Source organism: Streptomyces sp. NPDC006872, assembly GCF_040635845.1.
Classification (GTDB): Bacteria; Actinomycetota; Actinomycetes; order Streptomycetales; family Streptomycetaceae; genus Streptomyces.
Genome location: NZ_JBEYIL010000002.1, coordinates 109,048 through 132,346 on the forward strand (window position 1 = coordinate 109,048; position 23,299 = coordinate 132,346).

At 71.5% G+C, this 23,299-nt stretch carries 22 protein-coding genes and 1 pseudogene; 9 read left to right on the forward strand and 14 right to left on the reverse strand.

What is annotated here, in order from left to right; all coding sequences use genetic code 11:
* The first annotated feature begins 92 nt into the window (after positions 1-92).
* The 3 genes from ABZ725_RS05525 (at position 93) to ABZ725_RS05535 (ending at position 1,907) form a co-directional block, all read left to right on the forward strand.
* Positions 93-944 carry an aldo/keto reductase gene (locus ABZ725_RS05525; protein ID WP_358801462.1) on the forward strand — a complete coding sequence of 284 codons (852 nt, stop codon included), beginning with the start codon at positions 93-95 and terminating at the stop codon, positions 942-944.
* Between the two features lie 67 nt (positions 945-1,011).
* Positions 1,012-1,194, forward strand: coding sequence for a hypothetical protein (locus ABZ725_RS05530; protein ID WP_358801463.1), 183 nt, complete (start codon positions 1,012-1,014; stop codon positions 1,192-1,194).
* Positions 1,195-1,286: 92 nt separating this feature from the next.
* Complete coding sequence (locus ABZ725_RS05535; RefSeq protein ID WP_358801464.1) at positions 1,287-1,907, forward strand: flavodoxin; 621 nt, start codon at positions 1,287-1,289, stop codon at positions 1,905-1,907.
* Positions 1,908-2,278: 371 nt separating this feature from the next.
* On the opposite strand, the gene egtD is transcribed toward ABZ725_RS05535, so the two are convergent.
* The 5 genes and pseudogenes from egtD to egtA all read right to left on the reverse strand — a co-directional run bounded on the left by egtD (position 2,279) and on the right by egtA (position 7,131).
* The gene (egtD, locus tag ABZ725_RS05540) at positions 2,279-3,259 is read right to left on the reverse strand and encodes an L-histidine N(alpha)-methyltransferase (protein WP_358801465.1); all 981 of its coding nucleotides are present in this window, start codon (positions 3,257-3,259) and stop codon (positions 2,279-2,281) included.
* A 269-nt stretch (positions 3,260-3,528) separates the two neighbouring features.
* Positions 3,529-3,684 (reverse strand): annotated as a pseudogene (locus tag ABZ725_RS05545) (L-histidine N(alpha)-methyltransferase); the annotation flags it as partial.
* On the reverse strand, positions 3,681-4,472 hold the full coding sequence (egtC, locus tag ABZ725_RS05550) for an ergothioneine biosynthesis protein EgtC (protein WP_358801466.1): 792 nt from the start codon (positions 4,470-4,472) through the stop codon (positions 3,681-3,683). The gene egtC and the pseudogene ABZ725_RS05545, both read right to left, overlap by 4 nt.
* The gene (gene egtB / locus ABZ725_RS05555; RefSeq protein WP_358801467.1) at positions 4,472-5,833 is read right to left on the reverse strand and encodes an ergothioneine biosynthesis protein EgtB; all 1,362 of its coding nucleotides are present in this window, start codon (positions 5,831-5,833) and stop codon (positions 4,472-4,474) included. Before egtB ends, egtC begins: the two co-directional genes overlap by 1 nt.
* Positions 5,830-7,131: an ergothioneine biosynthesis glutamate--cysteine ligase EgtA gene (gene egtA, locus ABZ725_RS05560; protein ID WP_358801468.1), complete on the reverse strand. Its 1,302-nt coding sequence runs from the start codon at positions 7,129-7,131 to the stop codon at positions 5,830-5,832. The genes egtB and egtA overlap by 4 nt, the downstream gene beginning before the upstream one ends.
* Positions 7,132-7,437: 306 nt before the next feature.
* On the opposite strand from egtA, the gene ABZ725_RS05565 reads away from it, so the two are divergent.
* A complete protein-coding gene (locus tag ABZ725_RS05565; protein ID WP_358801469.1) occupies positions 7,438-8,283 on the forward strand; it encodes a TIGR02452 family protein in 846 nt (281 codons plus the stop codon).
* Between the two features lie 12 nt (positions 8,284-8,295).
* On the opposite strand, the gene ABZ725_RS05570 is transcribed toward ABZ725_RS05565, so the two are convergent.
* The 4 genes from ABZ725_RS05570 to ABZ725_RS05585 form a co-directional block, all read right to left on the reverse strand.
* Positions 8,296-8,742: a type II toxin-antitoxin system PemK/MazF family toxin gene (locus ABZ725_RS05570; protein WP_351919617.1), complete on the reverse strand. Its 447-nt coding sequence runs from the start codon at positions 8,740-8,742 to the stop codon at positions 8,296-8,298.
* Positions 8,743-8,802: 60 nt separating this feature from the next.
* Positions 8,803-10,179 carry an SPFH domain-containing protein gene (locus ABZ725_RS05575; protein ID WP_351919619.1) on the reverse strand — a complete coding sequence of 459 codons (1,377 nt, stop codon included), beginning with the start codon at positions 10,177-10,179 and terminating at the stop codon, positions 8,803-8,805.
* 162 nt (positions 10,180-10,341) lie between these two features.
* Positions 10,342-10,560 carry a hypothetical protein gene (locus ABZ725_RS05580; protein WP_351919620.1) on the reverse strand — a complete coding sequence of 73 codons (219 nt, stop codon included), beginning with the start codon at positions 10,558-10,560 and terminating at the stop codon, positions 10,342-10,344.
* Between the two features lie 27 nt (positions 10,561-10,587).
* A complete protein-coding gene (locus tag ABZ725_RS05585; protein WP_358801470.1) occupies positions 10,588-12,021 on the reverse strand; it encodes an amidase in 1,434 nt (477 codons plus the stop codon).
* 239 nt (positions 12,022-12,260) lie between these two features.
* Between ABZ725_RS05585 and ABZ725_RS05590 the strand changes: the two genes are divergently transcribed.
* The gene (locus tag ABZ725_RS05590) at positions 12,261-13,649 is read left to right on the forward strand and encodes a glycoside hydrolase family 43 protein (protein ID WP_358801471.1); all 1,389 of its coding nucleotides are present in this window, start codon (positions 12,261-12,263) and stop codon (positions 13,647-13,649) included.
* An 81-nt stretch (positions 13,650-13,730) separates the two neighbouring features.
* Here ABZ725_RS05590 and ABZ725_RS05595 read toward each other — a convergent pair whose 3' ends face one another.
* The 4 genes from ABZ725_RS05595 to ABZ725_RS05610 all read right to left on the reverse strand — a co-directional run bounded on the left by ABZ725_RS05595 (position 13,731) and on the right by ABZ725_RS05610 (position 18,770).
* The gene (locus tag ABZ725_RS05595) at positions 13,731-15,071 is read right to left on the reverse strand and encodes a DUF3500 domain-containing protein (RefSeq protein ID WP_358801472.1); all 1,341 of its coding nucleotides are present in this window, start codon (positions 15,069-15,071) and stop codon (positions 13,731-13,733) included.
* A gap of 178 nt (positions 15,072-15,249) precedes the next feature.
* Entirely contained in the window at positions 15,250-16,824 is a 1,575-nt protein-coding gene (locus ABZ725_RS05600) for an ATP-binding protein (protein ID WP_358801473.1), read from the reverse strand.
* Positions 16,821-17,546, reverse strand: coding sequence for a response regulator transcription factor (locus tag ABZ725_RS05605; RefSeq protein WP_358801474.1), 726 nt, complete (start codon positions 17,544-17,546; stop codon positions 16,821-16,823). Before ABZ725_RS05605 ends, ABZ725_RS05600 begins: the two co-directional genes overlap by 4 nt.
* Before the next feature lie 93 nt (positions 17,547-17,639).
* Positions 17,640-18,770 (reverse strand): PP2C family protein-serine/threonine phosphatase, encoded by a 1,131-nt coding sequence (locus tag ABZ725_RS05610; protein ID WP_358801475.1) that lies wholly within the window; start codon positions 18,768-18,770, stop codon positions 17,640-17,642.
* Between the two features lie 90 nt (positions 18,771-18,860).
* Between ABZ725_RS05610 and ABZ725_RS05615 the strand changes: the two genes are divergently transcribed.
* The 3 genes from ABZ725_RS05615 to ABZ725_RS05625 all read left to right on the forward strand — a co-directional run bounded on the left by ABZ725_RS05615 (position 18,861) and on the right by ABZ725_RS05625 (position 21,153).
* Positions 18,861-19,511 (forward strand): TetR/AcrR family transcriptional regulator C-terminal domain-containing protein, encoded by a 651-nt coding sequence (locus ABZ725_RS05615; protein WP_358801476.1) that lies wholly within the window; start codon positions 18,861-18,863, stop codon positions 19,509-19,511.
* A 7-nt stretch (positions 19,512-19,518) separates the two neighbouring features.
* Positions 19,519-20,592, forward strand: coding sequence for a low specificity L-threonine aldolase (locus ABZ725_RS05620; protein ID WP_358801477.1), 1,074 nt, complete (start codon positions 19,519-19,521; stop codon positions 20,590-20,592).
* An 84-nt stretch (positions 20,593-20,676) separates the two neighbouring features.
* Positions 20,677-21,153, forward strand: a complete 477-nt coding sequence (locus tag ABZ725_RS05625) for a hypothetical protein (protein ID WP_358801478.1) — start codon at positions 20,677-20,679, stop codon at positions 21,151-21,153.
* Positions 21,154-21,178: 25 nt separating this feature from the next.
* On the opposite strand, the gene ABZ725_RS05630 is transcribed toward ABZ725_RS05625, so the two are convergent.
* Positions 21,179-21,634, reverse strand: a complete 456-nt coding sequence (locus tag ABZ725_RS05630) for a MarR family transcriptional regulator (protein ID WP_358802049.1) — start codon at positions 21,632-21,634, stop codon at positions 21,179-21,181.
* 150 nt (positions 21,635-21,784) lie between these two features.
* Here ABZ725_RS05630 and ABZ725_RS05635 point away from each other — a divergent pair, with 150 nt between their 5' ends.
* Positions 21,785-23,242 carry an MFS transporter gene (locus ABZ725_RS05635; RefSeq protein ID WP_358801479.1) on the forward strand — a complete coding sequence of 486 codons (1,458 nt, stop codon included), beginning with the start codon at positions 21,785-21,787 and terminating at the stop codon, positions 23,240-23,242.
* Positions 23,243-23,299: the final 57 nt, after the last annotated feature.

Genomic DNA, 23,299 nt, shown 5'->3' on the forward strand with positions numbered 1-23,299 from the left:
CCCCGAACGCCGTTCCCCGGCACAGCTCGACCTGCCAGCCGGGCCGGACAGGCGGGATGCTCGAAGAGCCCGCGAAAAGTAAGGAGCACCCCATGCAGACCGTCACCCTCAACAACGGCGTCGAAATGCCGATCCTCGGTTTCGGCGTCTACCAGATCCCGCCGGAGCAGACCGAGCAGGCCGTCACCGAGGCCCTCACCGCCGGCTACCGGCTGCTCGACACCGCAGCCGCCTACGGCAACGAGGAAGCCGTCGGCCGGGCGATCAAGAACAGTGGCATCCCGCGCGAGGAACTGTTCGTCACCACCAAGCTGTGGGTCCAGGACGCGCCCGCGCAGGAGAACACCGAGCGCGCCTTCGAGACGTCCCTGGCCAAGCTCGGCCTGGACCACGTCGACCTGTACTTGATGCACCAGCCCTACGGCGACGTATACGGCCAGTGGCGTGCCATGGAGGACCTCCACCGCGAGGGCCGCGCCAAGGCGATCGGCGTCGCCAACTTCTACCCCGACCGTCTCCTCGACCTCGTCATCAACAACGAGATCACCCCCGCGGTCAACCAGATCGAGACCCACCCCTTCTTCCAGCGCACCGCCGACCAGGAGCTCATGCGCGAGCACGGGGTCCAGATCCAGTCGTGGGGCGGGTTCGCCGAGGGCAAGAACGACATCTTCACCCACCCGGTCCTGAGCGAGATCGGCACGAGCCACGACAAGTCGGTGGCGCAGGTCGTGCTCCGCTGGCTGACCCAGCGCGGTGTGGTCGCGATCCCCAAGTCGGTCCGTGCCGACCGTATGGCCGAGAACTTCGACATCTTCGACTTCGAGCTCACCGACGACCAGATGGCGGCCGTCGCCGCCCTGGACACCGGGGCGACGCTGTTCTTCGACCACCACGACCCGGCGATGGTCAGCTGGCTCAGCGCCCGGCGCCTGGACGCCTGAGCCGACAGCGCCGCGGCGCCGAACGAAGTATCGCGACGGCACCCACCTCATGGAGCAGAGCCTCACCATGTCCCAGAAGCAGAACATCACCGATGTACGGGCCCTCGACGGCGCCCGGCCGCGCGTGGCACTGATGACCTCCATCCATGCGACGCGCAGCGACATCCCCGGCGCCGCTCCCTGGAAGCGGCGCTCCGAATGCCTTCTGCGGGCCGGCGGTCTGCCGTCCGATCGCGGAACGAGCGGATGAAAGCGGCTGGATGCGGCCGGGCAAAGGACGAACGTGCCGCGCCCGGGCGACGCACGATCCTTCGCGGCGTACTTCTGGGAGGAGCCACCGTCATGACCGGTGTCCAGGTCACAAGTTGTTCCGCGTCGCAGTCGGGCGAGGCGGCACCGGAGGCCGGCGAGCGCTCTGCGGCGACGCCCTCGTCCGGGAAACGGGTCCTGCTGGCCTACTTCTCCCGGCCGGGCGAGAACTACTTCAACGGCGGACGCACCGACCTCCAGATCGGAAACACGGAAGTCCTCGCCCGCATGATCAGCGAGCACATCGAGTGCGACGTGCACCGCATCGAAGCAGTCGACGCCTACTCCGACGACTACGACGAGACGGTCGCCCGCAACGTCCGCGAGCAGGACGCCGATGCGCGGCCGGCCATCGTCAACCCCCTGCCCGGGATCGACCGTTACGACGTGGTGCTCCTGAGCAGCCCCATCTGGAACGTCCGAGCTCCCATGATCATGTCGACCTTCGCCGAGACATACGACTTCCGCGGCAAGACGGTCCACCCGGTCACGACTCATGCGATGAGCGGACTGGGCACGACCGAGCGCGACTACGCGGAGGTCTGCCGGGGCGCGCTCATCGGGGAAGGGATCGCGGTGCGTGGCGAGGAAGTAGGCAAAGCCGACGCCGAGGTCCGGTCGTGGCTGCGGCGCATCGGTGCTCTCCGGGACTGACTCGTTCGAGCCCAGCGGCGACCGGCAGTCGGCCGCACCATCGGTCGCGGTCTCTCGGACCTCATCTCCGTCGGGCAACGGAATCGTCGACGTTCGCACCGGACCACCGCGCCCGCGAGCTCGAGTCGCCTATCGGCTGCCCTCCTCACGACGCACCTGTCGGATCCATCGCGGCGTGCCCGTTGAGCAGGGACTGGGCCTTCGCGGCGTGGTGCGGTCGCTGGGCGCTGTCCATGCCGGCGGCCAGGAGGGTGTGAAGCATTCGTTTCTGGGACGGGTACGGGAAGCTGGAGAGGAACTCGCGCAGCACTTCGACGGCTCGACAGCAGGGCGCGGGCCGGACACCGGCCGACAACCGTGCCCTGGCCGATTCAGTGGGCGGTGGCGAGAGTGAGCATGAAGCCGGCGTTGCGGTCGGCCCAGAGCTGATCTGTGCGGAGACCCGCGTCGGCCATTTCTGTCTGAAGACCGTCCGTCGTGAATTTGGCGCTGCGCTCGGTGATCCATTCCTCTCCGCGCCCGAAGTGCACCGCCAGGTCAAGTTCCCGGACCTTGACGAGCTGGTCGACTCGGCTGCGCAGCCTCATCTCGATGTGACTTTCCGCGCTGTTCCACACCGCTACGTGGTCGAAGGCGTCGGGGTCGAAGTCGGCGTCCAGTTCGCGGTTCAGGACGTGCAGCAGGTTCTTGTCGAACTCGGCCGTGACGCCCTGGCCGTCGTCGTAGGCGACGGTCATTTCGTGCTCCGGCTTGACCAGGTCGGCGCCGATCAGAAGGAAGTCCTCGGGGCGCATGATGTCCCGGAGTCCGCGGAGGAAGGGGCCCCGGGCGGGGCGCCGGAAATTCCCCAGCGTACTGCCGAGAAAGGCGATGAGCCGTGGGCCGTCAGCGGGCAGCGCCGGCAGGACGAGCGGAGCGGTGAAGTCGGCACGGAGGGCGTGCAGACGGATCCCCGGATAGTCCTGGACGAGTTGGGCGCCGGCCTGATGGAGCGCGTCCGCGCTGACGTCGATGGGAACGTAGTTCAGGTCGGCCGGCCCCAGCGCCTCGATGATCAGCTTGGATTTCGTCGAGCTCCCGGATCCGAGCTCGACCATGCTGCGGGCCCCGGTCCGCGCGGCCACGTCCCGGGCGTGGAGCTGGAGCAACCCCAGTTCCGCCCGCCACAAGGGGTATTCCGGGAGCTGGGTGATCTCCTCGAAGAGTTCGCTGCCCCGGGCGTCGTAGAACCACGTGGGTGCGGTGGACTTGGGAGTGCTGGTCAGCCCGCCGTGGATATCGGCGCGCAGTGCCTTGGCGTAGTGCTTGGCGTCGAGGGTGTCGGTGTAGCCGTAGGCGCGGGTGCCGGACATGATTGCCTCGTTTCGGTCGACGTCGTGGCGGTGGGTACCTGGAGTGACTGCGGGAGCCAGAAGTCAGGCCCGGTTCTCCCCTGGGCGCGGACGCCCTGCTCGGGGTCGGGTCTGAACCTGAGCGCTCTGCGTCACCAGCCAGAGTCGACTGGCCTTTCGAAAGGGACGCGGTGGGGAACTGCGAAGCGATGAGAGCGAAGACCTCTGCCCACCACTGAGGCAACACGACCCGTGTGGGACACGCCGTGTGCCGCGACTGTCTCCCGTTCGGTGATCCGCTCGAACAGCTCGCTGCCGTGCGCGTCGTAGAACCACTTCGGCGGCAGGGTCTTCGGGTTCGCGGTGAGGCCGCGCTGGACGTCGGCGCGCAGGGCGGCGTCCGTTGCGTCCTCGGGGAGGGTGCGGGTGATCTGGAACGGGCTCACGTGCCGGTCTCCTTGGGTGGTGCGGACGCCACGTCCGGGCTCGGATCCTTGAGCGGGGTGAGCAGGACGTCGGCGCGGCTCGCCGCGAGCAGGGTGCGGTCGGGGACCTCCTGCCAGCGCGGATCGTCGTCGTACGGTTCGGAGGCCACGACCGTGCCCCGGCCGGGCTCCGCGAGGTACCACAGGGTGTCGCCCCAGGCGGTCGCGGTGATGGACTCGCCGTCGGTGAGCAGCAGGTTGAGACGGGACCCGGGGGCCGCGCCCGCGACCTCCAGGACGGTGTCCGTCAGCGCCTGGCCCTCCGTGTCCCCGCCGCGCAGCCGGGCCAGCACCAGCGCCCACACGAACGCGGAGTCGTTGCGGGCCTCCATCGACAGCAGTTCGGCGGCGGGCAGGGAGCCGGTCAGCGGCGCCAGCGAGCGCGGCCAGCCCGCGACCGCCCCGTTGTGGCTGAACAGCCAGGTCCCGGCCGCGTACGGGGCCGCGGCGGCCTCCCCGTCGGCCCCGGCCAGGGTGGCGTCCCGTACGGCGGCCAGCAGGGACCGGCTGCGGACGACCCGGGCCAGATCGGCGAAGGACAGGTCCGCCCAGATCGGCCCCGCCCGGCGGTAGCGGGCCGGCACGGGGTCGCCGTCGGCGTACCAACCCACCCCGAAACCATCGGCGTTGACCGTCCCGTACCGCTGGCGCCGGGGCGCCCAGGACTGGCGGTACAGGCTGTGCGGGGGCTCCACCAGAAGCCGGCCGAGCGGCTCCTGGGGCCCCAGATAGGCGAGGTGACGGCACATCAGACGGCTTCCGAGCGGGCCGTGCGGAACCCGGAGAAGATCTGCCGCCGGATCGGGTAGTCCCAGTTGCGGAAGGTGCCCCGGCAGGCCACCGGGTCCACCGCGAACGAACCGCCGCGCAGCACCTTGTACTCGGGGCCGAAGAACACCTCCGAGTACTCCTTGTACGGGAACACCTGGAATCCGGGGTACGGAAGGAAGTCGCTGGACGTCCACTCCCATACATCGCCGATCAACTGCCGTACGCCGAGTGGGGATTCACCCTCCGGGTAGCTGCCGGCGGGCGCCGGGCGCAGATGGCGCTGGCCCAGGTTGGCGTGCTCGGGGGCGGGGTCCGCGTCGCCCCACGGGTAGCGCGTCGAGCCGCCGGTCGCCGGGTCGAAGCGGGCCGCCTTCTCCCACTCGGCCTCGGTGGGCAGCCGGCGTCCGGCCCAGCGGGCGTAGGCGTCGGCCTCGTACCAGCACACGTGCAGCACGGGCTCGTCGGGCGGTACGACCTCGGTGACCCCGAAGTGCCGGCGCAGCCACTGCCGGCCGTCGCGGCGCCAGAACAGCGGGGCGTGGATGCGGTGCCGGCGGATGTGCGCCCAGCCCTCCCTGGTCCACCAGCGCTCGTTCCCGTAGCCGTCGTCGTCGATGAACGCCTGGTACGCGGCGTTCGTCACCGGCGTCGTGTCGATGTGGAAGGGCGCCACCTCGCGCCGGTGCGCGGGCCGTTCGTTGTCCAGCGCCCAGGGCTCACCGGAGGTGCCCATCGTGAACGGGCCGCCGGGCACGAGGACTTCGGCCGGGCCGGTGAACAGCGGTACGGGCTCCGGGTCGGGGGCGGTGAGGGCCTGCGGTCCGGTGCGGAGCTGATGGGTGATCAGCATCGTCTCGTCGTGCTGCTGTTCGTGCTGCGCGATCATCCCGAAGGCGAAACCGGCCTCCGTCAGCCGGGTGCCTTGGAAGTCGGCCGACTCCAGCAGATCCGTCACCCGGCCGCGCACCTCCGCCGCGTACCGGCGCGCCTCGGCGGGCGGCAGCAGCGGCAGCGAGGGCCGTTCGGCGCGCGAGTGCTCGAAGGCGTCGTACAGTCCGTCGATCTCGGGGCGCATCGCCTCCCGGCCGCCCACCGCGCGCAGCAGCCACAGCTCCTCCTGGTTGCCGATGTGGGCGAGGTCCCACACCAGCGGGGACATCAGCGGGGAGTGCTGGGCGGTGAGGTCGGGCTCCTCCACACAGCTGGTCAGCAGCGTGGTGCGCTCGCGGGCCGTGGTGAGCGAGGCGAGCACGCGGGCGCGCAGGGTGTCCGCGTCGAGGGCGGCGGGCCCGGCGCCCGCGTCCGGGGCGGGCTCGGTGTCCAGGGCGGGCTCGGTCATGTGCGGAGGTCCTTCCCGTGCGCGCGGGTGTCCGTGCCGCGCAGGCGGTCGAGCTGGTCGTCGGCGGGTGTGCGGCCCTTGCGGACGTAGCGGTCCAGGTAGTCCGTCACGGCGCCCATGACCTGGTCGGAGGCGCCGAGGCGGGGCAGGGCCCGCAGCGCCGTGGCGAAGCAGGCGACGGCGACCTCGTGCAGTTCGGGGTCGGTCAGCGCGAACCGGGCCGCGTCGATCCACAGCGGATTGTGCGGGGCCGGCAGCGGCCGGGCCCGTTCGGCCAGCGGTTTCACGGCGCGGTAGGTCACCTCGGCGGCCTCCGGGTCCTCGAACAGGGCGGTCGTCACGGCGAGCGGCACGATCCAGCCGTCGTCGCCGGGCTGCGCGTCGATCATGCGCAGCTCCAGGTGGCCGCGCGGTCTGACCGGCGGGAACAGGGTCGTCAGGTGGTAGTCGAGATCCTCGCGGGTCGGCGCGCCCGTCCGGGTCCACTGCCGGAACGTGAGCCGTTCGGGTACGTCCCACGGCCCGCTGTCGCGCCGGACGCACATCACGGGCGCGTCCAGCACACGCCGGGCCCAGGCCGCGCGGGGATCGCCGTCCAGGACGGGCCCGCCCGCGCGGTCCGTGCCGATCTCCATCCACAGCAACTGCCGGGTGGAGCGCCAGCCGGTGGGGGCGCCGCGGAGCAGCGGGGAGTTGGCGAAGGCGGCCACCAGCACCGCGCCCAGGGTGTGCGACAGCCACCAGCGGCGGCCGTGCCCCAGTGGGCCGGGCTCCTCGTACCCGGCGTCCAGGCAGACCTGGACGGAGGCCGAGGTGCACATCATGGCGCGGCCGGCCGGGCCCTTGCGGTCGAGGCACGCCTCCATGGCGTCGTAGCGCGGCTCGTGCAGGAACCGGCGCGGGGCGTGCCAGGGATCCGTGCCGCTGCCGGCGAGAGCGAGGCCTTGCTCGCCCAGGGTCGCGCGGACGGCCGCGAGGTCGGCGGAGACGATGCCCACGCACTCCATCAGGGAGGCGGCGGGCGGCGAGCTCAGTTCCAGCTGGCCGCCGGGTTCGATCGTGAGCGGTGAGCTCAGGGGCACGTCCCGCAGTGCGGCGTAGGCCGCTTCGAGTCGTTCGGGTGTGACGGGGAGCTGCGGCGCGCGCAGCTCGTGGACCAGCCATTCGACCTCGACCCCGATGGTGCGGGGTGGGCCGGTCTTGAAACAGATGCCCCGGACCAGGGCCTCCACCTCGGCTTCGGTGAGGGCGCTGCGGGGCTCTGCTCCGTCGGTACAGTCGCTGACCGAGTCGGACATGTCGGGATCCTCCTGAGATTCCACCATGCCACCGGTCCGGCCTCGGTGCGGCCGGACAGGCATCGCTCGTCCCACCCAAGACCTTCGATCCGGATCGCACAAGGGTGCACAACGGCACATTTGGGACCGGGAATCGATGATTCCAGGCGTTTTCTGTGCGTGTGCAGCGTGTTCACGTACTCGGGAAACTCTGTTGCACACGTTGTCCAGGATCACTCACGATGCGTGCATGAGCACGACGGGGGAGACGAGCGGGGTGCGAGACACCGCGCTGCACGCGATCATGGAGTCCACGGGGGTGGCGCCATGAGCGCGCGGCTGCGCGGTATCGCGCGGGAGACGGAGGAGATCGTCGCGGCGGGCGGCTACCGCACGTCCGACGGACGCACGGTAGCTCTCGCGGACGCGATCGAGGCCGCCCGCGCGGGCACGCGGATGCTGGGACCGGGACCGGTGGAGGTGCCGAGGAACCCGCCCGCGGACACGGCCGACACCCTGGACGCCCATGCCGAGCCCGTCGTCGAGGTCACCGGCGAGAGCAGCCTGGAGGCCGCCCGTCGGCTCGCCGACGCGCCGGTCGCCGTTCTGAACTTCGCCTCCGCCCGCAATCCCGGCGGCGGCTTCCTCAACGGCGCCCAGGCGCAGGAGGAGGCCCTGTGCCGGGCCTCCGCGCTGTACACCTGTCTGCTTCAGGCCCGCGACTTCTACGACCATCACCGAGCCCACCGCGACCCGTTCTACACCGACCGGGTCATCCATTCGCCGGCCGTGCCCGTCTTCCGCGACGACCGGGGCCGTCTGCTGGACGAGCCGTTCGCCGCGGGCTTCCTGACGGCCGCCGCGCCCAACGCGGGCGTGGTGCTGCGGACGACGCCGGAGCGGGCGCCCGAGTTGCCGGCGGCGCTGGCCGTCCGCGCCGAGCGCGTGCTGGAGACGGCCGCCGCGCACGGCTACCGGCGGCTGGTGCTGGGCGCGTGGGGCTGCGGCGTGTTCCGCAACGACCCCGCGCAGGTGGCGGAGGCGTTCCGAGCGCTGCTGGGCCCCGGCGGACGGTTCGCACGAACCTTCGAACACGTGGTCTTCGGGGTGCTGGACCGGACACCGGGCACCGTGGTGCTGGGCGCCTTCGAGAAGACGTTCGCCCCGCGCTAGTCGAACAGGGGCTCAGGTCCAGCCGTAGCGCTCGTGCAGTCGGCGGCGCACCAGGTCGAACCGCATCCGGTCCAGCGCGCAGGCCTCGCGGCGCATGCCGTCCTCGTGCAGGCGCAGGACGCGGTCGACGTCCACCCAGGAGTCCCGCCCGGTGCGGTCCCAGGGCCCGCTGCCGATCGGCACCCACTCCCGGTCGCCGTCATGGCGCTTGCTGGAGAGCTGCACGGCGAGGAAGGTGCCGCGTGGCTCCCGCGCGACGACGAGCACCGGGCGGTCCTTGCCCCGGCCGTCGTTCTCCTCGAAAGGCACCCAGGTCCAGACGATCTCACCGGGGTCGGGATCGCCGTCGTGCGCAGGCGAGTACTCGGTGCGCACCCGGCCGACCTCGCGGGGGTCGGCCTCGATCGTGGCGGAGGGGCCGAAGCGGCCCGGAGTGTTCTCATCGGTAGACGTGCTCACGGGGGCACCCTACGGTCTGCCCCCGTGAGCACGTCCACGACGTGTGCTACTTCTCCTCTGTCACTTCTCCTCGACCGGCACCTTCTGCGAAGGCGGCGCGGCGACCCCGTTGAGCGGCGAAGCCCCGCCCGGCGTCTGCCCGTTCTGGTTCATCGACGAGAGCAGCTGACGGGCCAGCCCCAGCCCCGTCCCACCCATGGTGAGCGCCTTGGCCAGCATGTCGGCCACGCCGTCGGCGCCGTTGAGCACCACCATGTTGTCGACGTTGCCGAACGCCGACGCGCCCGCCTGGACGATCTCCGGCCACTTCTCGGCGAGTTGCTGCGCGACGACGGCCTCCTGGTTCTCGGCGAGGGCGGCGGCGCGGGCCTTGATGGCGTCGGCCTCGGCAAGGCCCTGGGCCCGGTTCGCCTCGGCCTTCGCGAGACCCTTCGCCTGCGTGGCGGCGGCCTCCGCCTCACCGGTGGTCCGGGTCTCCGTCGCCTTGGCCTCGGCGGCCGAGATCCGCGCGTCGCGCTCGGCGTCGGCCAGCGTCCGCTTCTCGTACGCCTTGGCGTCGGCCGGCTTGCGGACGTCGGCCTGGAGCTGCTGCTCACGCCGCTGCGCCTCGAGTTCGGCGACCCGAGTCTCCTGGACCACGACCTCCTGGCGGGCCGCGGCGTCGGCGAGCGGACCGGCCTGCCGGGCCTTGGCGTTGGCCTTGTCCTGCTCGGCCTGGTACCCGGCCTTGAGGATCTCGCTGTCCCGGGTGGCCTCGGCCATCCGGCCGAACGCCAGCTGCTCGGCCTCGGTGGCCAGCCGGTCGGCCTCGGCCTGCGCGATGCGCGCGTCCCGCCGGACGGCCGCCAGATGCGGGGCGGACAGGTTCTTGATGTACCCGGTCGGGTCCTCGATCTCGTGGATCTGCAGGGAGTCCACGATCAGGCCCAGCTTTTCCATCTCCGTGCCGCACGCGGCGCGCGCCTGCCCGGTCAGCTTCTCCCGGTCGCGGATCATGTCCTCGACCGTCAACCCGCCCACGATGGCGCGCAGATGACCGGCGAACACGGTGTGCACGCGCTCCGCCATCAGCTTCTGCTGGTCGAGGAAGCGGCGGGCCGCGTTGGCGATCGACACGAAGTCGTCGCCCACCTTGAAGATGACCACGCCCCGCACCTTCAGCGGGATCCCCTGGTGGGTGACGCAGTCCACGTGCAGTTCCGTCTGGTTGAGGTCGAGCGACAGCTTGCGCACGGCCTGCATCCCGGGCGTCACGAGCGTGCCCCGCCCGGTGACGATCCGGAACCCCATGCCCTCCTCGAGGCCTTCCAGCTTGTGCTTCGAACCGGAGATGATGAGCGCCTCGTTGGGCTCCGCGACCCGCCACATCAACTTGAACGCACCGATCAGGACGAGGACGGCGCCGAATGCCGCCCCGACGAGAATTCCGACTTCCATGGGTATGCGCTCCCCCTGTTCAGGGTGCCCTGGGGCACCGAACGTAAAGGGAGTGTGAGCCCGCGCACGCACCGTGTACACACGCCGTCGAACCGCTGTTGCCCGCTTGGTACCCACTGTTGCCCGCTCGGTACACAGGACGGCACAGGCGCCTCAGCGGCCTCAACCGCCGTACATCGCCGAGACGTAGACCGTCCGCGGCGGCAGGTACTCCACCACCGTGACCATCGTGCCGCGCTCGATGCGCTCCGTGCCGGTGGCGGCATAGGCGAGAAAGTGCTCGGCACCGCCGCGCACCCGGACGATCACCTCGCCGACGAGCCCGGGCCCGACCGTTCCGGTGACCCGCCCCATGAGCCCGACCATCGACGCTTCGTCCATGGTCACAGAGTAGGGGGCACAACGCCGTTACACCGCCGGGCTTTCCACGCCGGCCTGCTCCGGGGGCCAGCTCTCGTGCCAGCGCAGCTCCGCCTCCAGCTGTGCGGCGAGCGAGATCAGCAGCGGCTCGCTGTTCGCCGGGCCGAGCAGTTGCGCCCCGACCGGCAGCCCGCCGGGCGTGAAGCCGGCCGGGACGTTGACGCCGGGCCAGCCCAGCACGTTCCACGGCCAGGCGTACGGACACGCGGCGATCATGGCGCGGTCGGTGGCGAATCCGCTCAGGTGCAGCATGGCCCCCACGCGGGGCGGGGGAGCGGCCGTCGTCGGCGCGAGGACCACGTCGTACGTCTCGAGGAAGCGGCCGATACGGCGGTGCAGGACCGCCTCCGCGCGCCGGGCCGCGCGCAGCGGGACCCCGCCGAGCAGCCGGCCCAGCCGGGCGGCTTCGTGGGTGCGCCGGTCGAGGAGCGCGGGGAAGGGCGCCTCGGCGACCCGCTCGGCGAGACCCGCGGTCGCCCGCGGCAGGAAGGTGAGCCCGATCTGCCCGTACGGCGGGTCGGCCTCCTCGACGGTGTGCCCCAAGTCGGCCAGTTTCTCCGCGAGTTCGAGGACCCGGGCGCGCACCTCGGGGAGCAGACGGGCGGGCGCGGCGGTGAACGGCGGCTTCAGCGAGAGCGCGATCCGTAGCCGCCCGGGGTCACGGCTCGCCGCCGCCGAGGCGTCCACGGCGGGCGGCCGGTGCGGGTCGTGGGCGTGGTTGCCGCTCGCCGCGTCGAGCAGCAGGGCCGCGTCGGCGACGGTCCGGGCGAGGGTGCCGTTGACCGTGATGCCCTGGAAGGACTCGCCGCGCGGCCAGGTCGAGACGCGTCCGCGCTGCGGTTTGATGCCGACCAGGTGCGTCCAGGAGGCCGGGATGCGCACGGAGCCGGCCCCGTCCGAGCCGAGCGCGGCCGGCACCAGGCCCGCCGCCACCGCGGCCGCCGAGCCGCCGGACGAGCCGCCCGGGGTGTGTTCGGGGCTCCACGGGTTGCGGGTCGCGCCGAAGGCCGGGCCCTCGGTGAACGGCCATTGCCCCAGCTCGCAGGTGTTGGTCTTGCCGACGATCACGGCCCCCGCCGCGCGCAGCCGCCGTACCGCCTCCCCGTCCTCGGCGACCGGCGGGTGCGCGCCCTGGCAGCCGAAGGCGGTCGGCTCGCCCGCCACGTCCATGTCGTCCTTGATGGCGACGGGGACGCCGAGCAGGGGCCCCCGCGTCCCGGGCGCCCCGGTGCCCAACTCCCGGTCGGCGGCGTCCGCTTCGGCGAGCGCGGCGTCCTCGCGCACGACCCGGAAGGCGTTGAGGGTGCCCTGCGTGGCCGCGATCTGGGCGAGGGCCCGCTCGACGAGCTGCCGGGTGGTCACCTCCCCGGCCGCCAGGGCGCGGGCGGACTCGGCCAGGCCTTGGGCACGGTCGAGCGTCATGGCGGGACCACCTCCGGGTGCACGGTGTCTGCGTACACGATGTCTACCGGAGAGTAACTCTCGAACGGGCGGTGCTGTACAGGTTTCGCACAGGTGTCGTCCAGTCCCGCGCAAACCATTGACGTGCACCTGCCCCAGCTCTACTTTCTGCTCGACTTCTCGAACTTTGTTCGACATGTCGGACACCTGAAGCCGCATACAACCCGCGCGTTCTGCACGAGTCCCTGGGAGAGCCGCCCGTGACCACACGCCCCTCCACCCCCTCCCGCCGCGCCCTGCTCCGGGCCATGGCCGCCCTGCCCGTGTCGGCCCTGGTCCTGGGCGAACTGCCCGGACTTCTCGGCACGGCCGCGGCCGCCGCCCCCGCGAGCGGCTCCGCCACCCGCTACACCATCGTCCCGTTCCTCAACAGCAACGACGGCACGGTGAACGTCTACCAGTCCGACGACGCCACCGACTTCCGGCTGGTGCAGTCCTCCGCCTACACCCCGCCGAGCAACCGCATCCGCGACGCGAGTGTCTTCAAGCACACCAACGGCTACTACTACGTCACGTACACCACCCACACCTGGCAGGACACCAGCACCACCATCGGCTTCGCCCGCAGCTCCGACCGGGTCAACTGGACGTTCCTGTACGACTACACGGTCCCGATCACCAACCTCTCCCGCGCCTGGGCGCCGGAGTGGTTCGTCGACAGCGACGGCAGCGTCAACGTCATCGTGTCCTGCTCGGTCACCAGCGACGAGTGGATCTTCACCCCGTATCTGCTCAAGGCGACCAACACCGCGCTCACGGCGTGGAGTTCACCGGTGGCACTGTCCGGGATCGGGTCGAACCACATCGACACGTACATCGTGAAGATCGGCTCGACCTACCACGCGTTCACCAAGAACGAGACGGCGAAGTACATCGAGTACGGCACGGCGTCGAGCCTCGCCGGACCGTACACGATCACCAAGACCGGCGACTGGGCCGGCTGGGGCAGTTACCGCGAGGGCCCGTCCGTCATCCAGCTCGACAACGGCGCCTGGCGCATCTTCTTCGACGGCTACGGCGACGGCAACTACTACTACAGCGACAGCTACGACACCTTCGCCACCTGGACCACGCCCAAGGCGCTGCCCGGCATCTCGGGCACGGCACGGCACTTCACGGTCATCAAGGAGACGGTGACCGGCGGCCCGACCCTCGCGAAGAGCGTCACACGGTCCTTGAGCTCCGCCAACTACACCACCCGCTACTGGCAGGAGCAGTCCGCGCTGCTCAACCTGCCCGTGGTGACCAGCTCCAGCACCACCGCCGAGAAGCAGGCGTCCACCTTCACCGTGGTGGCCGGCCTCGCCGACGCCAACGGATACTCCTTCCGCGACGCCGCCGGCAACTATCTGCGCCACTACAACTACCGGGCCCGCTTCGACGCCAACGACGGCACGGCGACCTTCGCGAAGGACGCCACCTTCGTCGCCCGGACCGGCACCACGAGCAGCGCGATCCGCTTCGAGTCGTACAACTACCCCGGCTACTACCTGCGCCACTACAACTACCAGCTCAGCGTGGCCCTGACGGACGGCACCGACCTCTTCCGCCAGGACAGCTCGTTCGTGCCGACCACCGCCTGGGCCTAGGCCAGGTCCGAGCCGGCCGCATGACGCGAAACCGGGCCGGGATGACGGGTCCCCGGCCCGGTGGTCATGCGTTCGTCCCCGTCACCGGTGGTGCGGCGACGTCAGGTAGTGCTGCCTGAGGAGCTCCTTGCCGTAGTCGTTGCCGTTGGGCGTGCGGACGACGGAGTGGACGTGCTTCTGGGTCGCGCCGCTGCCCTGGCTCGCCCCGTACGCGCCGGCGAGCGGCCCCGGCGCCTGGCAGTCGACCTCGATCCAGACGACGGGGCTGTGCACGCGGACGTAGAAGGCGGCGTCGTCGCCGGTCCCGCCGGCCCAGGTCACGTAGGTGTCGTCGAGGTGCTTGCGGACCTCGGCCAGATGCGCCTTGGCCACATCGGCCTTGGCGCGGCCGACGAAGGCCTGGACGATACCCAGGAGCTTGGTCTTCTGGGCGCCGGTCAGCGCGTCGCCGCGGATGCCGGTGTACGCCTGGACGGCGTTGTCCGAGAACGCGCCCGCTGTCATCGACTCGTTGGACTTGGTCGTCGACTCGATGGCGACCGCCTGCTGGGCCGCGGTCAGCGAGTTGATGAAGGCGAGGCCGGCGACGACCTCCTCGTGGCAGACGGTCACCGTCTCGCCGTCGATGTCCATCGAGGTCGGCTCCGAACCCCAGAAGCAGGGGCTCATCACGACCTGGCCGCCCAGCACGAAGTAGTTGATCACCAGGTGGTGGCCGTCGAACTGGAAGCCCCAGGGCTCGGTCGCCGACGGGGTGCCCATCACGGTCCAGTAGTAGGCGTCCTCGTTGAAGGCGGTGGTGTTGCCGATCGCCTCGCCCGCCGCCTGGTTGATCTTCCGGATCTTCTCCGTGGTCTCCAGCCCGTCGGCGCTCAGGGCCGACTTCAACAGGGCGGTTCCCAGGGCTTTCTGATCGTCGCTCAGATCGGCGAGGGAGACGCCCTGGCGGTCGTAGGAGTCGACGTTGCTCCACAGCCGCCACTCGGTGGAGTGGACCGTGAACTGAGTCGAGGACTTCTGGGTGTCGGTCAGCCCGGCCAGGAACGCGTTCGCCGCGGCGATCACCGGCGCGGTCTTCACCCCGGTGGAGTGGATCGTGAACAGGTCGTCGATCCGCTTGCCGTCGGTGGTGAGGCCGAAGAAGTCCTCGGTGATCGACATGTTGCCGGGGCCTCCGGCGCCGCCGCCCGGGCCACCGCTGGGCGCGCCGCTGGGGGCGGGGGAAGCCGAGGCGTCGGCCGTGCCGGTGGTGTCGTCGGCCATCGCCGCCCACGCTCCGGCGCCGCCCATGGTCGCGACGGCCGTGGCGCCACTGGCGAAGAAGACCTTGCGCATGAAGTTGCGGCGGCTCGCGTGAGCACGGCCGCCGGCTTCGGACTGCGGCTCGTGGGCCGTCGGTTCACCGGTGTCGAGCTCGGTCATCGTCGCTGATTCCCTTCGTCATGGGCACGTCCACGCTGGACGGCCGCCCGGTGATCACTGTGGGGGAGCGAACTGAGGCAGGCCTGAAGCGCCGGCGCGACGACGGTCGGAAACAGCCCGCAGGGCCTGCGCGCACGCGGCCTGAACTGCGGTTCTGTGAGAGCCCTTAGAGTTCGGATCAGGCGGTCATGGGGGCGGTCACGGGGAGCGTGACCGAGAACTCGGTGCCGCTGCCCAGCTCGCTCCGCACCTCGATGCGGCCGCCGTGCGCCTCGGTGAGCGCCGCCGCGATGGCCAGCCCCAGGCCCGTGCCGCCCTCCCCGCCGGAGGTACGGGAGCGGGAGCCGTCGGCTCGGGTGAAGCGCTCGAAGATGGAGGGGAGCAGGTCGGCCGGGATGCCCGGCCCGTCGTCCCGTACCCGGATCACGCACTGTCGGCCTTCGGACTCCGTACCGCCGGACTCCGTACCGCCGGACTCCGTACCGCCGGACTCCGTACCGCCGGACTCCGTACCGTCGGACCCCGTACCGTCGGCCGGCGAAGGCGCCAGGCTCTCCACGACGACGGTGATCTTCGTGCCGGCGGGTGTGTGCACCCGGGCGTTGGCCAGCAGGTTGGCCACCACCTGATGCAGCCGGGAGGGATCGGCGACCACGGACACGGGCCCGTCGAGCCGCAGCGAGAGCTGCCATTCGTGCTCGCTGCCCGCGGCCTGCGCGTCCCAGACGGCCTCCGCGACCAGCGTCGCCAGGTTCACCTCCGTCCGCTGCAACGGCCGTCCCTCGTCGAGCCGGGCGAGCAGCAGCAGGTCCTCGACCAGGCCGGTCATCCGGGCCGACTGCGCCGAGACGCGGCGCCAGGCGAGCTCCGGCTCGATCGTCCGGTGGTCGTTGTCGCCCTTCATGTATTCCGCGTAGCCGGCGATCGAGGCGAGCGGGGTGCGCAGTTCATGGCTGGCGTCGGCGAGGAAGCGGCGCATGCGTTCCTCGGTGCGCCGGCGTTCGGCGAGCGAGGACTCGACATGGTCGATGAGCCGGTTGAGCACGACGCCGACCTGGCCCGCCTCGGTGCCGGGATCGGTGTCCCGCGGGGCGACCCGGGCGAGCGTGGCGACCTCGCCGCGGTCCAGCGGCACCCGGGCGACCTCGGCGGCGGTCGCCGCGACCCGCCCGAGCGGACGCAGCTGCCGCCGGATGACCAGCGCGGAGGTACAGGCCGCGGCGGCCAGTCCGACGGCGGCGATCACCGTCTCGACGACGATCAGCCGGTCGATCGCCTGCTGGACGTCGGCCATCGGCAGCCCGGCGAGGACGGGGACCCCGTCGCCGCCGAGCGCGGTCACCCGGTACGTCCCGAAGCCGGGAACGGTGCGGGTGTGCAGCGACCCGTCCGCGGTGATCCCCTTCAGGGCGGCGAGCTGGGCGGCGGTGAGCACCTGCTGATGGCCGTCCGCGGTCACCACCTCGGCGGCGATCACCCTGCCGTCGGCGAGCCGGGCGGCCAGCGTGCCGGCCGGCTGCCCCCGCTCGTTGAGGAACCCCAGATCCGTCGCGCCGCCCGTCCGGCGCTGCAACCCGCCCTGGCTGCGCTCGGCGGCGTCGGTGACGCGCTGGTCCAGATCCCCCAGGAGATGGACGCGCTGGACGAGCACCGTGGTCAGCGCCATGGCCGCGCACACGACGACCAGGGTCGCCGAGACGAACAGCACGAGCCGGACCCGCAGCGAACGCCGACCGAGGCGCAGCTGCGTCACGTCCACTCGTCCGCGGCCCTGATCGCGTACCCCACACCGCGCACGGTGCGGAGCATCGGCGCCCGCCCCTTGTCGATCTTCGCACGCAGACCGTAGATGTAGACCTCGACCAGATTCCCCTCGCCGTCGAACGAGGCGTTCCAGACGTGGTCGAGGATCTGGGCCTTGCTGAGCACCTGGTGCGGATGGCTCATCAGGAACCGGAGGAGGTCGAACTCCTTGGTGGTCAGCGTGACGGGGGCGCCGGCGCGCTGCACCTCGCGGGTGCTCTCGGACAGCACGAGGTCGCCCAGCGTCAGCACGGAGCCCTGCTCGGAGGTCTCGGCGGGGCGGGCCCTGCGCAGCAGACCGCGCAGCCGCAGGATGACCTCCTCCAGGGAGAACGGCTTGGTCACGTAGTCGTCCGCGCCGGCCGACAGCCCGTCGATCCGGTGCTCCAGCGCGTCGCGCGCGGTGAGCATCAGCACGGGCAGCCGGGCGTTCTCGCTGCGCAGCCGGCGCAGCACCTGGACCCCGTCGACGTCGGGCAGCATCCCGTCGAGGACGACGACGTGCGGGGCGCAGTCCCGTGCGAGGCGCAGCGCGTTGCGGCCGTTCTCGGCGGTGAAGGACCGCCAGCCCGCCTCGGTCACGGCGGCGGACAGCAGCTCGGTGAGCTCGGGCTCGTCGTCGACTATCAGCACGCGAACCGTGCCTTCACGGGGAGCGGAGGCGCCAGACATGGATCGACCTTCTCTTGGTTCGCCATCAGGGCGCTGTACGCAGGCTGTGCGTTTCTCATGGGCCGGTCGCGGTCGCGGTCGCGGTGGCCGTGGTCAGAGGCGTGGCGACCGGCGGACGGTCAGGACGGCGACGTCGTCGTGCCGGCGGCCGTCCCCGGCGAACGCGCGGGCGTCCTCGTGCAGTGCCCGGGGCAGCTCGGTGGGGGAGACGTCGAGCTGTTTCATCAGACGTTCGTCGACCGGGTAGAACGTGCCGTCGGCGGCACGGGTCTCGGTCAGGCCGTCGGTGGTCAGCACCAGCGTCGAGCCGGCCGGGAAGTCGAACCAGTCCACGGTCGTGGGCTCGGCGGCCAGTTCGGCGAGCCCGAGCGGGACGCCGGAGTCCAGCGCGGGAGTGGTGACGGCGCCTTCGTGTATCAACCGGGGCGGAATATGGCCGCAGTTGACCACCTGCGCCTCCGGGCCCGCGTCGACGCCGATGATCAGGGCGGTGACGAACCGTTCGTCGTCGCCGGTCTGCTCGGCGTAGGAGTTGTGGCGGACGACCGAGGCGTCCAGGGCGTCGACCAGCGCGGTGAGCGTGGGCTCCCGGTGGGCGGCCTCCCGGAACGCGCCGATGACGGCGAACGCGGCGCCCACCGCGGCCAGCCCCTTGCCCTGCACGTCTCCGATCAGCACCCGCGCGCCCCAGGGCGAGTCGACGACGTCGTAGATGTCGCCGCCGACCAGCCGGTCCTCCTGCACGGGCTCGTAGACGCCGTTGACCAGCACGTCGTCGGTGAGCAGCGGCAGCGGGTGCAGGATGTGCCGCTGCATGGCGGCGGCGGTGGAGCGCAGCCGGAGCATCTCGCGCTCGCGTCCGATGCGCCGGTGGCAGGCGTAGACGGAGACGGCTCCCAGGGCGAGGGTGAGCAGCACCAGCAGCGCCCGGTCGAGCCATCGGCCCCCCGCGGGGGCCCGCACCAGCACGGTGACGGTGACGAAGAGGGCGGTCCACGCGGCGATGAACCTCGTCTGCTGGACGGTGCACAGCGCCGACGCCGCGCTCGGCAGGAAGATCAGCAGCCCGAGAAGCCACACCTCGGAGCCGGACAGGATGCCGAGCAGCTCCACCAGGAGCGTCACCGTCAGCACGCCGAGGACCGTCTCGGCGTTGCCCGGGGGCTCGATGGCGTCGAGGGTGTCGAGGGCGACGGCGGTCCGCTTCCGACGGGTACCGATCATGGGAACTCCCGCGCAGGTGATGATCTCTCTGCCAGCTTAGACAGCTCCCCGGCCGCGGCTCCCGATACGGCGTACCGTACGATGACCCACATGCCTCGTCACTCCCCTTCGCTGGACCGTGCGACACCGGACCGCATCGCCGAGACCGCCCTGCTCCTGGTCGACGAGGGCGGCCCCGAGGCGCTGACGTTCCGGGCGCTGGCCGCGCGACTGGAGATCTCGCTCGCCTCCCTCCAGCGCCGCTGCACCGACCTGGCCGGACTGCTGGACCTGTGCACCGACCACCTCGCCGCCCGGCTGCCCGAGATCGCGCCGGGCACCGACTGGGCGAGCGCCACACAGACCCGGTTCACCGCGCTGTACCGACTGCTGGCGGATCGTCCCGGGCTGCTCGCCCTGCGCGGCTCCCGCCCCTGGCTGAGCCCGAACCTGCTGGCCCGCCTGGTCGAGCCCCAGCTCGCCGACAGCCTCGCCGCCGGGATGACCCCCGAGGAGGCGTTCGCCGCGTACCGGCGGATGTACCTGCTCACCCTCGGCAGCGCGAGCTTCGTCGACCACCGCGACCCGAAGTCCACCGGCGCGGCGGCCCGCACCGCCCTGGCCGCGCTCGACCCCGAGACGTTCCCGGTGCTGACCGGCCATCTGGCGTCGATCGTGCCCACCCTGACCGATCACGAGGTCTACTACGGCGCGCTGCGCCAGCTCATCCACGCGGCCGACCCGCGCCACGACCATCAGTGAGGACTCCATGAGCACCACCGTCACCCCCACCGCACGCGTCTTCAGCAGCGACAACGCCGCCGGCGCCTCCCCGGAGATCGTCGAGGCCGTGGCCCGGGCGGCCGCCGGACAGGCGCTGCCCTACGGGGCCGACGACAGCACGGCCTCGGTCCGCCGCCGCCTCGCCGAGGTCTTCGAGCGCGACGTCGACGTCCTGCCGGTGTCCACCGGCTCCGCCGCGAACGCGCTGAGCCTGGCCGCGCTGACCCCGCCCTGGGGGAGCGTGCTGTGCCACCGCGACAGCCACATCAACAACGACGAGTGCGGCGCGCCCGAGTTCTACACGGCGGGCGCCAAGCTCGTCCCGCTCGGCGGCGGCGACGCCAGGATCGACCCCGACGAACTGCGCGCGGCCGCCCGGCGCAAGGCCGGGGACGTGCACAGCGTCCAACCCTCGGTCGTGAGCGTCACCCAGGCCACGGAGACCGGGGCGGTCTACACCCTCGACGAGGTCCGCACCCTCGGTTCCATCGCCCGGGAGGCGGGGCTGGGTCTGCACATGGACGGCGCCCGGTTCGCCGGAGCCGTCGCCGCCCTCGGCTGCACCCCCGCCGAGCTGACCTGGCGGGCCGGCGTCGACCTGCTGTCCTTCGGGGCCACCAAGAACGGCACGATGACCGCCGACGCGATCGTCGTCTTCGACCGCTCCCGCACCGCCGAACTCTCCTTCCGCGCCAAGCGCGCCGGCCAGCTCGCGTCGAAGATGCGCTTCCACGCCGCCCAGCTCGACGCCTACCTCACCGACGGCCTGTGGCTGCGCAACGCGACCCATGCGGGCGCGATGGCCGCCCGGCTCCAGGAGGGCCTCAAGGCGATACCCGAGGTCGGCCTGCTGGGCGCCGCCGACGCCAACATCGTCTTCTGCCGCCTGCCCCACCGGATCACCGAGGCGCTCCTGGCGGACGGCTACGCCTTCTACCACGACCGCTGGGAGCCGGGCGTGGTCCGCTTCGTCACCTCCTTCGCGACGACGGAGCAGGACGTCGACGGCCTCCTCGCCGACGTCCGCCGACACGCCGCCCGAACCCCGGCAGGCGCTTGAACGGTCGCCGCCGTTCGCGCGTATTGCCTGGCGAACGCCCGTCCACAGGCGCGGACGGGCAGAGCGCCGAATTCGGAGTCGTACGTGCTTCAGCAGCCCCCGTCCCGCCGTGTGCGCACGTTCGCCCTGGCCGGCAGTCTGGCCCTGCTCTCCCTCGTCACCGCGTGCAGCGGCGGCGGGGACGACGCCGCCGGGAAGGCCACGCCGGCGGCGACCACGGTGACCGCCGCCCCCGAGGCCGGCGTCGTGGCGCCGGCGAAGGTCGAGGTGATCGCGGGGCTGACCGGCTGCACGGCGAAGATCCGCATCGAGGCGGACGAGCTGCGCCAGGGCGTCTGCCACACCGAGGAGGCCGACTACTTCATCACCACGTTCCCCGAGGAGCAGCTCAAGGAGACCTGGCTGGAGGCCGCCAGCATCTACGGCGGCCAGTACCTGGTGGGATCCCGCTGGGTCATCAGCGCGCAGCCGAAGAAACTGACCGAGCTCCGCCCCAAGCTCGGGGGAACCATCCAGCAACTCGGCGGCACGGGCCCGAGCGCGGTCCCGACCACCTCGTGACCCACCGGATGCGGGCGGGGGTGCGCTACGGGCGCGGCCAGGGGCGCGCGCCGATCGCCTCGATGCCGTAGTTGAAGCGCCGCAGATAGGCCGCGAAGGCGGCGATGTCCTCGTCGGACCAGTCGGCCATCACCTCGCCCAGGATCTCCACGATCCCCTCGCGCTCCGTGTCGAGCAGCCGGTCGCCCTCCTCGGTGAGCCGGAACTTGCGCGCCATCCCGCCCTCCGGGTCGGGGATCCGCTCCAGGAGCCCCGCCCGCATCGCCGCCGCGGTCTGCCGGTTCAGCGTGGAGGCGTCCAGACCGAAGGCGTCGCTGAGTTCCCCGATCGACATGGGTCCCTGGATCCGGATCCGGCTCAGCATGATGTACGCGCTGCGCTCCATGACGCTGTTCTTGCGACGGCCGCCCCGCTGGTTCAGAAACGAGTGGCGGCTCAGCAGCATCTGCTCGTACTCGACCTCGTGCGCCGGCGTCTCCATGTGCCCGACCTCCTGCTTCGCTGCGCTCACACCATCCTGGCACACCGGTATGCATGCCCCATGTCATGTGCTCGATACATACGACATGTACGATGCACATCCATCGCAGCAGAGATCCTTCACCGCGCACCCCACGTTCGAGGAGTCCCCATGGGCGCCCCCGCCCCCCAGCCCACGGCCCGCCCAGGAGCCGTGATCGCCACGCTGGCCTTCGCCGGCACCACAGCGGCGGTCATGCAGACCCTGGTCACGCCCCTGATCGCCGAGCTGCCACAGATCCTGGACACCTCGTCCGCGAACGCGGCCTGGGTGATCACGGTGACCCTGCTCGTGGCGTCCGTGTGCGTGCCGGTCGTCGGCCGCCTCGGCGACCTGGTGGGCAAGCGCAGGATGCTGCTCGCCTGCTCCGTGCCGCTGGTCGTGGGCTCGGTGGTGTGCGCCTTCGCCTCCGACGTCGTGACGATGATCGTGGGCCGCGGTCTGCAGGGCATGGGCATGGGCATGGTGCCCCTCGGCATCGCGCTGCTGCGGGACGTCGTACCGGCCGAGAAGCTCAGCGGCGCCATCGCGCTGGTCAGCGCCTCCATGGGCATCGGCGGCGCCATCGGTCTGCCGGTGGCGGCCGCGGTCGCCCAGTACGCGAACTGGCGGGTGCTGTTCTGGGGCGCCGCCGCCCTGGCCGCCGTCGTCGCCGTCCTGATCTTCCTGCTCGTCCCGGACGTCCCCGCCGGCGCCAAGGGCCAGCGCTTCGACCTGCCCGGCGCGATCGGCCTCGGCGTCGGCCTGGTGTCCCTGCTGCTCGCGATCTCCAAGGGCGCCGACTGGGGCTGGGGCTCGGCCACCACGCTCGGCCTGTTCGCCGCCGCCGCCCTGGCGCTGGTCGGCTGGGGAGTGTGGGAGCTGCGCACCACCGACCCGCTGATCGACCTGCGCACCACGGCCCGCCCCCGGGTGCTCTTCACCAACATCGCCTCGGTCTTCATCGGCTTCGGCATGTACGCGAGCCTGCTGGTGATGCCGCAGCTGCTGCAGTTCCCGGAGGCCACCGGCTACGGCCTCGGCCAGTCGATGCTCGCGGCCGGTCTGTGGATGGCGCCCGGCGGCGTCATGATGATGATCGTCTCCCCGCTCGGCGGAAAGCTCACCAACGCCCGCGGTCCGAAGTTCACGCTGGTCTGCGGCGCCCTGGTGCTGGCCGCCGGCTACTTCGTCTCGCTGGCCCTGATCGGCTCCGCCTGGGGCGTCATGCTGGTCACGATCATCACCAGCAGCGGTGTGGGCCTGGCCTACGGCGCCATGCCCGCGCTGATCATGAGCTCGGTGCCGCTGACGGAGACCGCCGCCGCCAACGCCTTCAACACCCTGATGCGCTCGCTCGGCACCTCGATCGGCGCCGCCGTCATCGGTGTGATCCTCTCCCAGATGACCACCACCATGGGCGGCCACACCTTCGCCTCCGAGGACGGCTTCCGCACCGCGCTGCTCGTCGGCGGCGGACTCGCCCTGGTCTCCGGGGCCGTCGCGGCCGTCATCCCCGCCCTGCGCAAGACCGCGGCGGACGAGGACACGGCCGAACCGGTCGCCGCACCCGAGCAGGCCAAGGTCTGATCCGACGGAGAACGAAAGGGGCGCCCGGCCAGTGTCGGGCGCCCCTTTTCGCATGTC

Coding starts and splice junctions, on each gene's coding strand:
- ABZ725_RS05535 (WP_358801464.1), top strand. CDS start 1,287: ATGACCGGTGTCCAGGTCACAAGTTGTTCCGCGTCGCAGTCGGGCGAG.
- ABZ725_RS05575 (WP_351919619.1), bottom strand. CDS start 10,179: ATGGAAGTCGGAATTCTCGTCGGGGCGGCATTCGGCGCCGTCCTCGTC.
- ABZ725_RS05595 (WP_358801472.1), bottom strand. CDS start 15,071: ATGACCGAGCTCGACACCGGTGAACCGACGGCCCACGAGCCGCAGTCC.
- ABZ725_RS05530 (WP_358801463.1), top strand. CDS start 1,012: ATGTCCCAGAAGCAGAACATCACCGATGTACGGGCCCTCGACGGCGCC.
- ABZ725_RS05585 (WP_358801470.1), bottom strand. CDS start 12,021: ATGACGCTCGACCGTGCCCAAGGCCTGGCCGAGTCCGCCCGCGCCCTG.
- egtA (WP_358801468.1), bottom strand. CDS start 7,131: ATGTCCGACTCGGTCAGCGACTGTACCGACGGAGCAGAGCCCCGCAGC.
- egtD (WP_358801465.1), bottom strand. CDS start 3,259: ATGTCCGGCACCCGCGCCTACGGCTACACCGACACCCTCGACGCCAAG.
- ABZ725_RS05580 (WP_351919620.1), bottom strand. CDS start 10,560: ATGGACGAAGCGTCGATGGTCGGGCTCATGGGGCGGGTCACCGGAACG.
- ABZ725_RS05605 (WP_358801474.1), bottom strand. CDS start 17,546: ATGTCTGGCGCCTCCGCTCCCCGTGAAGGCACGGTTCGCGTGCTGATA.
- egtC (WP_358801466.1), bottom strand. CDS start 4,472: ATGTGCCGTCACCTCGCCTATCTGGGGCCCCAGGAGCCGCTCGGCCGG.
- egtB (WP_358801467.1), bottom strand. CDS start 5,833: ATGACCGAGCCCGCCCTGGACACCGAGCCCGCCCCGGACGCGGGCGCC.
- ABZ725_RS05620 (WP_358801477.1), top strand. CDS start 19,519: ATGAGCACCACCGTCACCCCCACCGCACGCGTCTTCAGCAGCGACAAC.
- ABZ725_RS05630 (WP_358802049.1), bottom strand. CDS start 21,634: ATGGAGACGCCGGCGCACGAGGTCGAGTACGAGCAGATGCTGCTGAGC.
- ABZ725_RS05615 (WP_358801476.1), top strand. CDS start 18,861: ATGCCTCGTCACTCCCCTTCGCTGGACCGTGCGACACCGGACCGCATC.
- ABZ725_RS05525 (WP_358801462.1), top strand. CDS start 93: ATGCAGACCGTCACCCTCAACAACGGCGTCGAAATGCCGATCCTCGGT.
- ABZ725_RS05635 (WP_358801479.1), top strand. CDS start 21,785: ATGGGCGCCCCCGCCCCCCAGCCCACGGCCCGCCCAGGAGCCGTGATC.
- ABZ725_RS05610 (WP_358801475.1), bottom strand. CDS start 18,770: ATGATCGGTACCCGTCGGAAGCGGACCGCCGTCGCCCTCGACACCCTC.
- ABZ725_RS05565 (WP_358801469.1), top strand. CDS start 7,438: ATGAGCGCGCGGCTGCGCGGTATCGCGCGGGAGACGGAGGAGATCGTC.